At 66.9% G+C, this 15,900-nt stretch carries 12 protein-coding genes and 1 pseudogene; 4 read left to right on the forward strand and 9 right to left on the reverse strand.

What is annotated here, in order from left to right:
- Positions 1-33: 33 nt before the first annotated feature.
- The 8 genes and pseudogenes from ACP5E6_RS02815 to ACP5E6_RS02850 form a co-directional block, all read right to left on the reverse strand.
- Positions 34-864, reverse strand: a complete 831-nt coding sequence (locus ACP5E6_RS02815) for an EipB family protein (RefSeq protein ID WP_427951384.1) — start codon at positions 862-864, stop codon at positions 34-36.
- Entirely contained in the window at positions 861-3,044 is a 2,184-nt protein-coding gene (gene uvrB, locus ACP5E6_RS02820) for an excinuclease ABC subunit UvrB (protein WP_427951386.1), read from the reverse strand. The genes ACP5E6_RS02815 and uvrB overlap by 4 nt, the downstream gene beginning before the upstream one ends.
- 30 nt (positions 3,045-3,074) lie before the next feature.
- Positions 3,075-3,551 carry a phasin family protein gene (locus ACP5E6_RS02825; protein ID WP_427951389.1) on the reverse strand — a complete coding sequence of 159 codons (477 nt, stop codon included), beginning with the start codon at positions 3,549-3,551 and terminating at the stop codon, positions 3,075-3,077.
- 222 nt (positions 3,552-3,773) lie between these two features.
- Positions 3,774-4,433, reverse strand: coding sequence for a TetR family transcriptional regulator (locus tag ACP5E6_RS02830; protein WP_427951392.1), 660 nt, complete (start codon positions 4,431-4,433; stop codon positions 3,774-3,776).
- A 49-nt stretch (positions 4,434-4,482) separates the two neighbouring features.
- On the reverse strand, positions 4,483-5,037 hold the full coding sequence (locus tag ACP5E6_RS02835) for a demethoxyubiquinone hydroxylase family protein (RefSeq protein WP_427951395.1): 555 nt from the start codon (positions 5,035-5,037) through the stop codon (positions 4,483-4,485).
- A complete protein-coding gene (locus ACP5E6_RS02840) occupies positions 5,037-5,537 on the reverse strand; it encodes a disulfide bond formation protein B (RefSeq protein ID WP_427951398.1) in 501 nt (166 codons plus the stop codon). Before ACP5E6_RS02840 ends, ACP5E6_RS02835 begins: the two co-directional genes overlap by 1 nt.
- Positions 5,534-6,016, reverse strand: a complete 483-nt coding sequence (gene bcp / locus ACP5E6_RS02845; RefSeq protein ID WP_427951416.1) for a thioredoxin-dependent thiol peroxidase — start codon at positions 6,014-6,016, stop codon at positions 5,534-5,536. The genes ACP5E6_RS02840 and bcp overlap by 4 nt, the downstream gene beginning before the upstream one ends.
- Before the next feature lie 57 nt (positions 6,017-6,073).
- Positions 6,074-8,929: pseudogene (locus tag ACP5E6_RS02850) on the reverse strand (bifunctional [glutamine synthetase] adenylyltransferase/[glutamine synthetase]-adenylyl-L-tyrosine phosphorylase); the annotation flags it as partial.
- 17 nt (positions 8,930-8,946) lie between these two features.
- Between ACP5E6_RS02850 and ACP5E6_RS02855 the strand changes: the two are divergent.
- From ACP5E6_RS02855 to ACP5E6_RS02870, 4 genes are all read left to right on the forward strand, one after another.
- Positions 8,947-12,081 carry an AsmA-like C-terminal region-containing protein gene (locus ACP5E6_RS02855; RefSeq protein ID WP_427951401.1) on the forward strand — a complete coding sequence of 1,045 codons (3,135 nt, stop codon included), beginning with the start codon at positions 8,947-8,949 and terminating at the stop codon, positions 12,079-12,081.
- Between the two features lie 103 nt (positions 12,082-12,184).
- Positions 12,185-12,934 (forward strand): electron transfer flavoprotein subunit beta/FixA family protein, encoded by a 750-nt coding sequence (locus ACP5E6_RS02860; RefSeq protein ID WP_427951403.1) that lies wholly within the window; start codon positions 12,185-12,187, stop codon positions 12,932-12,934.
- 2 nt (positions 12,935-12,936) lie between these two features.
- Positions 12,937-13,890, forward strand: a complete 954-nt coding sequence (locus tag ACP5E6_RS02865; protein ID WP_427951406.1) for an FAD-binding protein — start codon at positions 12,937-12,939, stop codon at positions 13,888-13,890.
- A 1-nt stretch (position 13,891) separates the two neighbouring features.
- Positions 13,892-14,767, forward strand: coding sequence for a 3-hydroxybutyryl-CoA dehydrogenase (locus ACP5E6_RS02870; protein ID WP_427951408.1), 876 nt, complete (start codon positions 13,892-13,894; stop codon positions 14,765-14,767).
- A 22-nt stretch (positions 14,768-14,789) separates the two neighbouring features.
- Here ACP5E6_RS02870 and ACP5E6_RS02875 read toward each other — a convergent pair whose 3' ends face one another.
- Positions 14,790-15,659: a DMT family transporter gene (locus ACP5E6_RS02875; RefSeq protein ID WP_427951411.1), complete on the reverse strand. Its 870-nt coding sequence runs from the start codon at positions 15,657-15,659 to the stop codon at positions 14,790-14,792.
- Between the last annotated feature and the right edge of the window lie 241 nt (positions 15,660-15,900).

Consider the following 15,900-nt stretch of genomic DNA (forward strand, 5'->3'; position numbering starts at 1 on the left):
CCAACATCGGCCGCGCGCATCTCCGATCGCGCGTTACGGATTGGGATCGCGTGGTGCCGCGTCACTCGACACGCGCTGCCCGGACGGGCACGCCGAGGGCGGCACGCTCAGCGCGGTCAGATCGCCGTGCAGCACGAAATTACCGAAATCAAGCCGCACATCGCGCGAGACGCCATCGGTATAATACCGCATCTGGGTGCGAAAATCAGGTTGCGTATCATGCGCGCTCCGACGGAAAAACCCGATATCCACCAGGGTGGAGGGCAACACCGTCAACGGCGCGAATTTACTGTGCCGCGGGCCACGATGCCCGAGGATCGCCACGAACGTATGCTCCGCGCCATGGCTTGATGTGCCATCGAACAACGGCGGGTCGATATAGGGTTTGCCGGCGGCGGCGGCCTGCAGGATCATTTTGGTATGCGCCATCGGAAACAGCGTGCCCGGCGGCAGTTTCACAATCTTGCCCTTCGGCACGATATAGGTCACCTCACCGCCCTGCGGACCGGTGGTCGCGGTGCCTTGATCCTCGATCGTGGTCTTGCCATCCTCGGTCTGGCGCAGCACGAAACTCAGCCGATGCCCATCCTTGCTTTCCCAGGTGTCGTAATTACTGACCGTGCGGCTCAGGCTGCCGTCCTGATTGCGGATCAGAAGGGTCATCCGTTGACTGACGGTATAGGCCTTGCAGGTATCGAGCACGTCGAACTGCAACCGCCCGGTGGCGCCGGTAACGGCGTGACCCCGGACTTTCGACAGCGCCAGCGTATACGTCGCCGCCTGCCCGGTCAGCCGGATCGGCGCCGCGGCCAGCGCGGCCGATGCCATGAAACACGCGCATCCCGCCAGCAAAATTGTCCTCATCGCCCCCGCCCCCGGTTCTTGCCGCGCCGCTTCTCCGGATCATACCCGCCCCCACCCGGCCCGAGCGGTTCGGGCGTGCGATCGCGCGGCCGGCGCGTGGCACTCGGCAGCGGCGGCGGTGTCAGGCCAAGATCGAGCGCTTCGAGGCGCTTGATTTCATCGCGCAGCCGCGCCGCCTCCTCGAATTCCAGATTCGCCGCCGCGTTGCGCATCCGTTTCTCCAGTTCCGCCATGGTGGATTTCAGATCCTTGCCAACGAATTCGCTGGTCAGACTATCCTTGATCGGCGCGACCGTCACGTAATCCTGCTCATAGACCGAATGCAGGATCTCGCCGATCTGCTTTTTCACGCTCTGCGGCGTGATGCCGTGCGCCGCGTTCCACGCCGTCTGCTTGACCCGCCGCCGCTCGGTCTCGCCGATCGCATAGGTCAGGCTGCGCGTCATGGTGTCGGCATAGAGAATCACCCGCCCATCGACATTGCGCGCCGCCCGCCCGATCGTCTGCACCAGCGAGGTCGCCGAACGCAGAAAACCCTCCTTGTCGGCGTCCAGAATCGCAACCAGCATGCATTCCGGAATATCGAGCCCCTCGCGCAGCAGATTGATCCCCACCAGCACGTCATACACACCCAGCCGCAGGTCGCGAATAATCTCGATCCGCTCCAGCGTATCGATATCCGAATGCAGATAGCGCACTTTCACGCCCTGCTCGGTCAGATATTCGGTCAGATCCTCCGACATGCGCTTGGTCAGCGTGGTCACCAGCACCCGCCCGCCCGCCTGCGCCGTCGCGCGGCATTCCGCCAGCAGATCATCCACCTGCCGCTCGACCGGACGCACCTCCACCATCGGGTCGACCAACCCGGTCGGGCGGATCACCTGCTCGGCGAACACGCCGCCAACCCGCTCCATCTCCCAGGGTCCCGGCGTCGCGGACACAAACGTGGTCTGCGGGCGAAACCGCTCCCATTCCTCGAATTTCAACGGCCGGTTATCGATGCACGACGGCAGACGAAACCCGAAATCCGACAGCACCGATTTGCGCGCGAAATCGCCTTTATACATGCCGCCGATCTGCGGCACCGTCACATGGCTTTCATCAACGATCAGCAGCGCGTTTTCCGGCAGATATTCAAACAACGTCGGCGGCGGATCACCCGGCTCGCGCCCCGAGAGATAGCGCGAGTAATTCTCGATCCCCTTGCACGCGCCGGTGGTTTCCATCATTTCGATGTCGAAGGTCGTGCGCTGCTGCAACCGCTCGACCTCGAGCAGCTTGCCCTGTTCCGACAATTCAGCGAGCCGCGCCTTCAACTCGGTCTTGATCTTGCCGATCGCCTGACCCAGCGTCGGCCGCGGTGTGACGTAATGGCTGTTGGCATAGACCGCGATCGACGGCAGTTCCGCCATCCGCTCGCCGGTCAGCGGATCGAACTCCGCGATACTCTCGATCTCATCGCCGAACAGGCTCACCCGCCACGCCCGGTCCTCGTACTGGCTCGGAAAAATATCGACCGTCTCGCCCCGCAGGCGGAACGTGCCGCGCTGAAACGCCGCATCGTTGCGCCGGTATTGCAATTCCACCAGCGCCTTGGCCAGCCGGTCCCGATCGATCCGCCCGCCAACCTCAAGCCGCACCACCATCTGGCTATAGGTCTCGACCGAGCCGATGCCATAGATGCACGATACCGAGGCGACAATGATCACATCGCCCCGCTCCAGCAGCGCCTGCGTCGCGGCATGGCGCATCCGGTCGATCGCCTCGTTGATCTGCGCATCCTTCTCGATATACGTATCAGTGCGCGGCACATAGGCTTCGGGCTGATAGTAATCGTAGTAGGAGACGAAGTATTCGACCGCATTATCCGGAAAAAACGACTTCATCTCGGCATAAAGCTGCGCCGCCAGCGTCTTGTTCGGCGCCAGCACCAGAGCCGGCCGCTGCACGGCCTCGATCACCTTGGCCATGGTAAAGGTCTTGCCCGACCCCGTCACGCCCAGCAGCACCTGGTCGCGCTCGCCCGCCTCGATGCCACGCACCAGTTCCGCGATCGCGCTCGGCTGGTCGCCGGCCGGCTGATAATCCGAGGCGATCTTCAGCGGCTTGAGCATCGGCCGCGCGCTCTGGCGCGCGGGAATGAACTGCAGCCGGGGGGGCATGGCAATGGCGTGAGACATCACACGAACATCAGCACACCCCGGCGCCAGTCAAGACTTTTTATCGATCAGGTTCTTCATTTCATCCATCGCCTCGGAGAAACGGCGGTTGAGCTTCTCGACCGCCTCCTGATTGGACCGCTGGATCAAATCCCCCAGATCCCGCATATTGGCGACGGCGGTCTCATACGCATGCTTGAGCAGTTCGGCCTGTTTGGTGGCGCGCGCCTGCGGCGTGTCGTGCAGATCAACGCCGCGCATCTGCTCGCTCAAATCGGTCATGGTGCGCTGCATGATCTCCATATGCCGCCGCGCCACCGCCTGCGCGCCCTCGAGCGCCACACGATTGGCTTCCGACAGGGCCTCCAGATTGCGCCGGTAGGCGCCGAGCACCACGTCCATGCCCGGCATCGGCGCGATTTTCATCGCGCTGAACGCTTTCGTGAAGTCGAAATCCGGCATGAACATCGGTGCCGCCTTGGGTTCCGGCCCCGATGATGTCGCCTTCGACTGAGCAGTTTCGGCCATGGCTCTTGTTCCTCTCGTACTATGGTTGTCGCGGGTTCTCTGACCTTTCGCGCATCGCTCGCGATGCCACCGCAGTCTAGAGCGATATGCGATTAAGTTGACGCGGCAGCGACAACATAATCGCATGGGATCGCTCGAAAAAACATAGCGCTAGAGCGTTAAGCTGAAAGCATAACACTCTAGACCCGCCACCGCGAAAGGGCGAGGGGCACCACCCGCCGCTCAGCTCGGCCGATCGGGGTCGTCGTCCGGCACGAACGGCGCGTCCGGCGCGTCCGGTGCTGTCACCGGCTCGATCGCGGCGTCCATCGCATCACCCCGCCGGCCGGAAAACTGGTTGGCGGCCTGATCGGCGCGCATCAACGCAACATCGAGCGCCGCCATCGTCGATGACAGATCCTCGCTCTCGTCGCGCATCCAGGCCCGCAGCGCCCAGGCCGAAACCGCGAGCAGACCGCGCTTGCGCAATTCACCGCGCACACCGCGCGACGACACGCCAGCCCCCTCCAGAATCCAGCCCATCGAGGCGAGGTTGGTCCGTTGCAACCACAGCGCCAGCAACGGATCGGTCGGGGCATAGCGGATCAGCGCGATCACCCCGTCGCGGTGCTGCTGCAAATAATCGAACCGGCGCATGATGATATCGAACAACCGGTCGCGCACCACGCCCTCGGTCATCGCGCCATGCAGCGCATGAACATCCGCCGCGCGGCCAAACCGGGCCAGAATCATGCCGGTGCACACAAAATGCTGCCGCGCCATGGCCAGGTCCAACCCGCCATGCCGCGCCGCCGCGGCAACCGAAACCCGCCGCCAGCCTTGCTGCGCCGCGAGATCGAACGCCGCCTTGATCAGATCACGCTCAAACCTGTCCTTGCTCATGACAGTTTATGTAGGATCAAATCCGGTGCCTGCCAACCGAAACCGGACATCATAACCGTTCGCTCGCCACAATCGCGGCTTTGCAGCCGGTGCGGATCACGGCGGTCAGCAGCCGGTAGAACGGCGCCTGCTCAGCCTCATTGGCCAGGCCGATGTCGCGGTGCTCCACCTCCTCGGCGCGGAATTCCTCGATCGTGGCGCGCAGCACGCCCTCATCCTCGCCGAGTTCGGCGGTCTGGGCCGCATAATGCGCATCGATCGTCTCCTCGACCGCAACGGTACACGCCATCGCCGCACGCGACCCCATCGCCGCCGTCGCCGCACCGAGCGCGAATCCGGCGATGCGCCAAAACGGCAGCAGCGCGGTCGGCCTGACCCGTCGCTCGATGATCAGTCGCGCAAACGTGTCGAGATGATGCTGCTCCTGCTGCTGCATGTGGCGCAGCGTGTCGCCGTGGCGCGAGCGGCCGAGCACGGCGAGTTGCCCGGCATAAATTTGTTTCGCGCCATACTCCCCGGCGTGATCCACCCTGATCATCCGCGCCAGCCGGGCGCGGCTCGTCGGGTCGCCCGGCAGCCGCATCGGCTCTGTCACATCGCTCATCATGCCCTCCAACGGTTTACCCTCAAATAGGTACCGATCCCGACAGCAACAGTCAGCGCATAGATCAGATCCATCGTGGCAAAGCTGATCGGCAAGCCCGGGATCAGATAGACCGGATCATCGCACGAGGCCGAGGGGCGCAGCGGCATCGCGCCGAACCCGGCGGGGGCGATGTTGCATTCCGGCAACGGGCTTTTCCACCAATGCTGCTCCGCGCCGACATGAACGAACGCGATCACGACATCGCCAAGCATCGCCACCATCGCGAGGCCGAGCAGAACGCGCGCGAACCGCGGCGGCGCGAACGCGGCCACCAACCCGAGCACCACGATGATCCGGTACGGCCAGCGTTCGATATAGCACAACGGGCACGGGATCATATGCAACGCGTATTCGGCGAAATAGGCGATGCCGAGGGCGCCCAATCCGGCGGCGAGCACCGCGATACTGACCTCCCGGGGGGAAAAGCCGCGCGCGGCGGCCAGGCGGTTGGCCCTCATGCCGCCGCGTTCCGTTCGAGCGACGCCGCCGCCGCCATCACCTCCTTCGCATGTCCCGGCACCTTCACCTTGCGCCAGATCCGCGCGATCTTGCCGGTCTGGTCGATCAGGAAGGTCGAACGGTCGATCCCCATATAGGTCTTGCCATACATCGATTTCTCGACCCAGGCCCCGAACGCCTCGACCACACCGCCCGCCTCGTCCGAGGCCAGCGGAAACTTCAAATCATATTTGGCGGCGAATTTTTCGAGCGCCGGCATCTTGTCCTTCGACACGCCGATCACCTCGATGCCGATCTGCCCGAGTTGCGGCAGCGCCTCCTGAAACGCGCAGGCTTCCGTGGTGCAGCCGGGGGTGTCGGCCTTGGGATAAAAATACAGAACGAAAGCCCGGCCCTTGAGGCCGGCGAGCGAAACCTGCCGCCCGCCGGTCGCTGGCATCGAGAAGTCCGGGGATTGATCGCCTGCGCTCAGTTCCATCGCTCTGTCTCCTGGTTGCGGGTTCGGATGATCCGGGTCGCCGAGATGGCGGATGAAGGCGCGCCGCACCACCGCCGCCTGCGCCTCCATCGTGGCGATCAGGGCGGTAAAATCAAGCACCCCGGCGGCGGCAAGGATCGGCGCGAGCGAGGCCGGGGCGGATTCAGGGGTGGGCGATGCAAGGCCGGTGATCCGCCGCATCGCCTGCACCGCGCGAAACCAGTGATCCGCCGCGATCAGACCCGCCGCCTCGTCATCCGTCATGACGCCGGCCGCCGCCAGAGCGGCCAGCGCCTCGCGCGTGCAGGGGCGGAACAACGAAGCATCGGCGCCGCCATGGATCAGTTGCAACGCCTCGACCACAAAGCCGAGTTCCATCATGCCGCCGGGCCGATGCTTCAAATCGAACGGGCCGGAGGGCGCCAGATCGACCGCCAGCCGCGCCCGCATCGCCACGGTATCGGCGCGGATCATCGCGGGATCGGTCGGGCGCGTCAGCGCGGCGCGGATCGCCGACTCGACCACCGGCGCAAATCCGCGCGTCGCCGCAACCACGCGCGCGCGCACCAGCGCCAGCCGCTCCCAGGTCCAGGCATCCTCGGCGTGATAGCGCCGGAACGCGGCGAGCGAGACCGCGACCGGCCCCTTATTGCCGGATGGGCGCAACCGCATATCGACCGGATAGATCGGCCCCTCGGCGCCAGGTGCCGTGATCGCGCCGACCAGACTATGCGCGAGCCGGCTGAAATACTGGCTCGCGGGCAACCGCGCGTCTGGCAGCGGCGTCGCCGGATGGTCATAAATCAACATTAAATCAAGGTCCGACCCCGGCTGCATCTCGCCCGCGCCGGCCCGGCCGAGCGCCACGATCGCGAACCGCCCACCGCGCATCGCGCCGTAGCGCCGCGCGAAATCCGCGATCACAAGCGGCAGCATCGCCGCCAGCGCCGCGCGCGCCAAGGCCGAGCGCCAGGCGCCCGCCGCATCGACATCGATCCGCCGCTCCAAGGTCGCGACCGCCAGATGAAACTCCTCGCGCCGGACGAAGCGGCGCAGCGTATTGACCGCGAGTTCCAGATCATCCGCCTCGCGCAGCAACCGGCGCAGCACCGGCGCGGGTCGGGTGAACCGCGCGACCGGTGCGAGCAGCGCATCCAGCGCCCCGGGATGCGCCGCCAGATGCTCCGCCAGCGGCGCCGCCGCCCCCAGCACGGTCGCGAGGCGGCCAAGCAGTGCCGGGTTGCGCTGGAACAGCGAGAGCAGCGAAATCCCGGCGCGCTGGCGTTCCAGCATCTGATCGAACCGGCGGAACGCAAGGTCAGGATCGGGCTGGCGCGCCAGCGCGGCCAGCAGCGCCGGCAGAATAATATCGAGCAATTCGCGCGCCCGCGCCGCCCGCAGCGCCGCCAGCGTGCCGCCGCGCCAGGCGCGCAGCCGCTCGGTCAGATGCTGCACATCCTCGAACCCCAACGCCTCGGCATGATCGCGAAACCCCGCGGGCGGCGGCCCCGTCTCGCCCGGATCGAGCCCCGGCGCCGCGCCGGCCTCGGCATCGAAAAACGCCGCGAAATGCCCATGCACCTGCTCGAACAACGCATCGAGCCCGGCGGCGAACCGCCCCGCATCCGTCTCTCCCATGAACAGGGCGAAATCGGCAAAACCGGCGGATGTCGCGGGCAGCGCATGGGTCTGGCGGTCCTCGACCATTTGCAGCCGATGCTCGATCTGGCGCAACCGGCGATAGGCCGTGGCGAGCTGACGCACCACCGCGCGCGGCAAATGCCGCGCCGTGGCCAGGGCGCGCAGGGCCGGCAGAGTCGCCGGCACCCGCAGCGCCGGCTCATGGCCGCCCCAAACCAGTTCGAGCGTCTGCACCATGAACTCGATTTCCCGAATCCCGCCCCGCCCCAGCTTCACATCGCGCCCGAGCACGTCGCCCGGCTGGTCGCGATGCCGCTGGTCGATCCGGCGCTTCATGTCGTGAATATCGCCGATCGCGGCAAAATCCAGATTGCGCCGCCAGATGAACGGGCGGATCTGTTCGAGAAACCCCGCGCCGAAGCCGATGTCGCCCGCCACCGGCCGCGCCTTGGAAAACGCCGCGCGTTCCCAGGTGCGGCCATGACTCTCGTAATACGCCAGCGCCGCCGCCACACCGATCACCGGCGGCGTCGCCGCCGGATCGGGCCGCAACCGCAAATCCACCCGAAACACCATGCCATCGGCGTCGCGCGCCGCGAGCAGCGGCACGAAATCACGCGCAAGCCGCGCCATGGCGGATTGCGCGTCATCCCGGTAAACAGGACACGAGGGATCGAACAGGAGGACGAGGTCGACATCGCTGGAATAATTCAACTCGCGCGCGCCGAGCTTGCCCATGCCCAGCACGGCGAAATGGCTGCCGGCTTCAGGGTCGGCCGGGTCGGGCAGACCGATCGTGCCGCGGTCATGCAGGCCGCGCAGCAGGTGGCGCAGCGCCACCGCGATCGTGGCATCCGCCAGATCCGAGAGCGCGAGGGTCACCTGATCGACGCTCCACTGCCCGGCCAGATCGGCCAGCGCAATCGCAAGCCCGGCCCGCCGCTTGGCGCGCCGCAGCGCCCGCGCGATCACCGGCCGCGCGGCCTCGGGCAAGGTGGCGCGCAACGCCGCCATCTCCCCGGCCAGAACACCGGCCGCGCTGGTCTGGCAGACGCCGATCACCACATCCGGTTCACGCAGCGCGAGCCCCGCGAGATAGGGTGCGTTGCCGCCCAGCGCGGCCAGCGCCGCCTGCCCGGGGCGGCTGCGCGCGAACCGGGCTTCGGCGCGGCCGAGCGGACCGAACGCCTCGATCAACCGTGCCGCCGCCCCGGCATCGGCGGGAGGCGGCAGGGCGGCGCGGACGGCGCGCGGGGCGGCGGAACGTGTCATGCCCGGCTCAGTGTTCGATGAGGCGATGGTTTCGTCAAGGTGGCGCCGTCGCCGGGCAGATCAGCCACCACGGGTTGCGTCTGATCGGCACGCTGCTTCTCGTGCTCCTTCTGCTGGCCGGCGCCGCGGCGTGGCGATTATCGCGCGGCCCGGTCGATCTGCCGCCGCTCGCGTCACGGATCGGCGCCGCCGCGACCAACGCGATGCCCGGCAGCACAGTCACGATCGGCGCCGCCGCGCTGGCCTGGGAAGGGTTCAACCGCGGCGGCGCCCCGATCGACCTGCGGCTGTCCGATATCACGGTGATCGGGCCGCAGGGTGTGGTGGCGGCGCGGTTGTCGCGGCTGCGCATCACGCTCTCGCCCGTGCTTCTGCTGCGCGGGCAGATCGCGCCGATCGACGTGATCGCCCGCCACACCCACGTGCGCTTGCAACCGGAATCCAACCCCTCGATCCCGGCGGCGCGACTCGACCTGGCCGACATCGCCGCGGCGCTCGGACGGCTGATCGGCAGTTTCGGCCAGGTACCGCACGCCGGCGGGCTCGACCTGACCGCCCTGCGGATCATCCGCATCAGCCACGCGCATCTGATCCTCGATGACACGCCCGACCGGCTCGCCCTCGCCGCGTCCGACGGCACCCTGACCCTGGTGCGCGACGCCACCGGCGACCTGCACGGCAGCGCCCATGCCCGCTTCCATCACCACGGCGTGAGTGTTCCGGTCGCGATCACGATTACCGGCGCCGATGGGCTGGGCAGCGTCCGCGCCACGCTCGGCCCGACCGACCCGGCACAACTCGCCCCCGATCAGCCCGCCCTCGCGCGGGTGGACCTGCCGGTCACGCTCACCGCGCGCTGGCCGATCGGGCGAAAGGCACGCGCCCGGCTCGCGCTCACCCTCCGGACCGGTGCGGGGCATCTCCGCGTGGCCGGCAGCACCGTCGCGATCGCCGCGATCGAGGCCGACATCTCGGCAACACCGACCATCGCAACGCTCGATCACGCCACGATCACCCTGGCCGCCGCCCCCAGCCCATCGCCCGGCGCGGCCAATCCCCCCGGCCCAACCGCGATCCTGACCGGCTCGGCCCGCCTGACCGGCACCCTCCCAGCGACGATCGATGCGTCGATCGACCACGTCACCGCCGCCGACCTCCCGGCCGACTGGCCCCCGGCCCTGGCGCGCGATGCCCGCCGTTACGTGGTCCGGCACGTCCTCGCCGGCACCGCGCGCAACGGTCATTTCCATGCGCGATTCACGCTGGATGGACCCGGCCATCAGCCCCGGCTCGACCATTTCGCCGGCGGCTTCACCGCCTCGGGCGTCACGCTCGACTGGTTCAAACACGCAATCCCGATGACCGGCCTCGCCGGAACGCTCGATTTCATCGATCAGGACATCCTGATCATCAAAGCCACCAGCGGCCAGCTCGGCGGCCTCGGCCTGAGCGGCACCATGACGATCTCGCAACTGACCCATCACGACCAGATGTCGCTGATCGCCGCCCGCCTGTCCGGCCCCGCCGCGGCGGCCGTGCCCTTGCTCGACGCGCCGCCGCTGCGGCTGAACCGGCGCGGCGTCAACCTCGCCGGCACCACCGGCCAGCTCACCGCCGGGATCGACGCCAGCCTGCCCCTGAAAAAACATCTGAAACTCGCCGATGTCACGCTCGCGGCGGCGGCCGACCTGCGGTCGATCCATCTGCCCCTGCCGATCGCCGGCCTCGCCTTCGACGATGGCACGATCGCGCTGAGCTCGACCCTGCATCACCTCGCCCTGCACGGCAGCGGCCAATTCGTCGGCCAGGCGGCGGATTTCGCCGCGACCATGACCCTGCCGGGCGGGATGTTCAACCTGACCGCGCACACCCGCGCCGGGCGGGCGCTGCTCGCGCGATTAGGCGCCTCACCGGGCCTCTGGCGCCACGGCGCGGCCCCGCTCGCCATCCGCTACCAGGATCGCAACGGCGACGGCGCCCTCGACCTGACCGCCGATCTGACGCCGCTGACCCTCGCGCTGCCCGCGTTGGCCTGGCGCAAGCCAGCCGGCCAACCCGGCCACGCCGCGATCGCGTTGACCTTGCGAAACGGCAAACCGGCCGCCCTGCGCAGTATCGACATCACCGCGCCGTCGCTGGCCTTGCGCGGCACCGGCACGGGCGGTGCGGTTCAGATCGAAACCGCCCGACTCGGCGGCACCGCCGCCACCGGCAAGCTGACCCCGCCCCCGCATCAGGGCGCGCCCTGGCGGCTGGCGCTGGCCGGCAACACGCTCGATCTCGCTGCCATACTGCACCCGGGCCGAAATCCCACCCGCCCCACCACACCACCCGCCGCCGCCACAACAACGCATCGCACGCCGGACCGGGTTCTGCCCTGGCAATTGCGCGCCGCGTTCGACCACACACGGCTCGACGCCGCCCCCTCGCCCGCCCTCGGCCCGGCGCAAATCGAGGCCAGCGGCAACGGCGCCACCGTTCACACCATCGCCGCGACCGCGCGCACCAGCCCCAATCACAACGCAACCCTTCACTATAACCGCACCCCCGGCGGCGCGCGGATCACGCTCACCGCCGGGGATGCCGGCGCCCTGTTCAGCGCGATCGGCACCACGAGCGACATCGCCAACGGCCATCTCGTGATAACCGCCACGCACAGCGGCGGCGCCACGCGGGGACGCGCCGTGATCACCGATTTCCGGCTGCGCCACGCACCGGTGATCGCCAAAATCCTCCAGGGCCTGTCGCTCTACGGCGTGCCCGCCGCAACCTCCGGCCCCGGCCTCGCGATCACCCGCCTGACCGCGCCCTTCAACCTCGCCGGATCACGCCTCAACCTCGGCAACGGCCGCGCCTACTCCGCCTCGCTCGGCTTCACCACCACCGGCAGCATCGATCTCGCCCGCAAAACCTATGATCTGTCCGGCACCATCGTTCCCGCCTATGCGCTGAACACCCTGCCCGGCCGGATTCCCCTGATCGGCCGCCTGTTCAGCCCGGAGAAGGGCAGCGGCCTGTTCGCGGCGCGCTACAGCGTGAACGGCCCGTTCGCCAACCCGACCATCGTGGTCAATCCGCTCTCCGCCTTAACCCCCGGATTCCTGCGCGATATTTTCGGCATCTTCACGCCGGACCGCGCCAAAACACCTTGACGTATCGGGCAGGAAGTCGCCGCTTTGATTGACTTGCGGGCACGCCGCCAATAGATCATGCCGATAGCGCCCATCAAGACCAACGCCAACCGAACGGTGTCCCATGAAGCTGCTCGTCCCCGTCAAACGCGTCGTCGACTACAATGTGAAAATCCGCGTCAAATCCGACCAATCCGGCGTCGAACTCGCGGGCGTCAAAATGTCGATGAACCCGTTCGATGAAATCGCGGTCGAGGAAGCGGTGCGGCTGCGTGAAAAGGGCATCGCCACTGAAATCATCGCGGTGTCGATGGGGGTTGCCGCCTGCCAGGAAACCCTGCGCACCGCCCTCGCGATGGGGGCCGATCGCGGCATCCTGGTCGAAACCGATGTCGAGCTGCAACCCCTCGCGGTCGCCAAGCTGCTCAAGGCGCTGGTCACGCGCGAGCAACCCCGGCTCGTCATCATGGGCAAACAGGCGATCGACGATGATATGAACGCCACCGGCCAGATGCTCGCCGCCCTGCTCGGCTGGCCGCAGGGCACGTTCGCCAGCAAACTCACCATCGAGGGCGACACCGCAACAGTGATCCGCGAGGTCGATGGCGGTTTGGAAACCATCGCCCTCACCCTCCCCGCCGTGGTCACCGCCGATCTCCGCCTGAACGAGCCGCGCTACGCCTCGCTGCCCAACATCATGAAGGCGCGCAAAAAACCGATCGAAACGCTCACGCCATCCGATCTCGGCATCGACCCGACCCCCCGCCTGACCACGCTCAAAGTGGTCGAACCCGCCAAGCGCAAGGCCGGCATCAAGGTCGCCTCGGTGCACGACCTCGTCGAGAAGCTCCGCAACGAAGCGAAGGTGATCTGATCATGTCTCAAATCCTGGTTCTGCTCGATCATGATGGCGTCAGCATCAAGCAGCCCGCCCGCAGCGCGGTCGCGGCGGCGGTGCGGCTCGGCACGGTGCATGCGCTCGTCGTGGGCGAGGGCGTCGCCACAGCGGCGCAGGCCGCCAGCGCGATCGAGGGCGTCGCCAAGGTTCTGGTCGCGGATGGGCCAGGCTACGCCCACGCGCTCGCCGAGCCGCTGGCCGATCTTCTGGTCCGTCTCGCCCCGGATTACAGCCACATCCTGAGCGCCTCCACCGCGACCGGCAAAAACGTGATGCCCCGCGCCGCCGCCCTGCTCGACGTTCAGCCGATCAGCGACATCGCCGCGGTGATCGACGGCGATACCTTCCTGCGGCCGATCTACGCCGGCAACGCGCTGGCGACGGTCAAATCCGCCGATCCCAAAAAACTGATCACGGTGCGCGCCGCCAGCTTCGATCCCGTGCCGGCCAGCGGCGGCGCCGCCCCGATCGAGGCGCTGAATGATCCAGCGGCCAACCAGGCGTCACCGGCCAGCCATATCTCGAAATTCATCGGCGCCGAATTGTCCAGCAGCGAGCGGCCCGAACTGACCGCCGCCAAAATCGTGATCTCAGGCGGGCGGGGCATGCAGAACGGCGAGAATTTCGCCACCCTGCTCGACCCGGTCGCCGCCCGGCTGCACGCCGCCGTGGGGGCCTCGCGCGCCGCGGTCGATGCCGGCTTTGTCCCCAACGATTATCAGGTCGGCCAGACCGGCAAGATCGTGGCGCCCGATCTCTACATGGCGGTCGGCATCTCCGGCGCCATCCAGCATCTGGCCGGGATGAAGGATTCCAAAGTCATCGTCGCGATCAACAAGGATGAGGACGCACCGATCTTCCAGGTCGCCGATTACGGTCTGGTCGGCGATCTGTTCACGATCCTGCCGGAGCTGGAAAAGGAGCTTGGCTGACATGGACATCAAAACCATCGGCGTGCTCGGCGCCGGCGCGATGGGCAACGGCATCGCCCATGTCGCCGCCCTGTCAGGGCTTGAGGTGGTGCTGGTCGATACCGCCCAGGCAGTGCTCGACAAATCCCTGGCCACCATGGCCAAAAACATGGCGCGCCAGGTCCAGAAAGGCACGATCGATGCCGCGGCCGAATCCGCAGCACTGGCGCGGGTCCATGCCTCCACCACCCATGACGCGCTCGCCACCTGCGATATCGTGATCGAGGCCGTGCCGGAACGCGAGGACATCAAACGCGCCGTCTATGCCCAGATCATGCCGCATCTGGCCCCTCACGCGGTTCTGGCCTCGAACACCTCCTCGATCTCGATCACCAGGCTCGGCCACGCCAGCGGCATCGCGGACCGCTTCGTGGGCATGCATTTCTTCAATCCGGTGCCGGTGATGAAACTGGTCGAAATCATCAGCGGACTCGCCACATCCCCGGCGACGATCGCCGCCGTCGAGGCCCTCGCGCGCCAGATGGGCAAAACCACGATCGCGGCGGCGGATTTTTCCGGCTTCATCGTCAACCGGATTCTGGTCCCGATGATCAACGAAGCGATCTTCGCCCTGCATGAAGGAATCGGCACCATCGCCTCGATCGATCAGGGCATGAAACTCGGCGCCGCCCACCCGATGGGGCCGCTCACCCTGGCCGATTTCGTCGGGCTCGATATCGTGCTCGACGTCATGCAAGTCCTGCACGCCGGGCTTGGCGACGACAAATACCGCCCCTGCCCGCTCCTGGTGAACTACGTCGCCGCCGGATGGCTGGGCCGCAAAACCGGGCGCGGTTTCTACGATTACACCACAACCCCGCCAACCCCCACCCGCTAACCCGCTAACCCCGAACGGCGCATCACCCGCTGCGCCACTGGCTCAGCACGACGCTCGCAATGATCAACCCGGCCCCGATCACCTGGCCGGCGCCGAAAACCTCGCCGAACGCGGCGCCGATCAACCCGGCCCAAACCGGTTCCAGCGCATAAATCAAGGTCGCCCGGTTCGCCGGCACGCTGCGCTGCGCCCAATTCTGCGCGACCATGATAAACGCGGTGATCAACCCCATGCCAAGCACGGCCAGAAGCGGAAACCAATCCGTGCTGATCATGCGCCCGCCCCGCACCGCCTCGGTGGCAAAACACAGAACACTCACCGTCGTGAGTTGCACCAGCGCCAGACGGCGCGGATCGGTATGGGTCGAGCTGCGCCCGATCAGAACGATCTCAAGCGCCGCCGCCAGCGCCGCCACCAGCGTCAGCCCCTCCCCAAAACCGAGTTCAAGCCGGTCCGGCGTGATGCCCGAAACCAGCACAAGACCGGCGAACGCCATCACCACACCGGCCAGCGCAACCGCGGCGGGCCGGCGGCGAAACAGAACGAACTCAAGAACAGGCACCATCGGAACATACAGGGCGGTCAGAAACGCCGACTCGCCGCTCGCCACCGTCTTCAGCCCGACCGCCTGCAAACCATAGCCAAAAAACAGCACCACCCCGACAACGACCCCGCCAATGATTTCACGCCGCTGAAACCGGGCCGGATGCTGCCGCGTCACCACAGCGACCGCACAAGCCGCAATGCCAAACCGCAGGCCGACAAAGGCAAACGGACCAATGAAATGCAGCGCCGTGCGCGTGACCAGAAACGTGCCACCCCACAACACCGTCATGAACGCCAACACCAGCGCCGGAGCCGGCAGGCGCATCCGTGGGCCCAAGGTTTTCACGGTCTCGCTCATACCCGCGTTCAACGCGATGCAGCGGCAACCGACAAGCCCGCACGGCGCATTGCAGGGTCAGCCCACAACAGGCCGCGCGACGGTCAGGCAGGGCAAGCAAGGCGTTCTTTTTTGCAAAAAAGAACCAAAAAACTCTTTTTAATCGGGTCCGTACCGGTGAAACCTCACGTAACTTCGTAGGATGGGGTGCTCTTCCGCACCCCATCATTCTTCCCCGCCACCCCATCCT

It is taken from the genome of Acidiphilium sp. (genome assembly GCF_049977125.1).
Taxonomy (GTDB): domain Bacteria; phylum Pseudomonadota; class Alphaproteobacteria; order Acetobacterales; family Acetobacteraceae; genus Acidiphilium.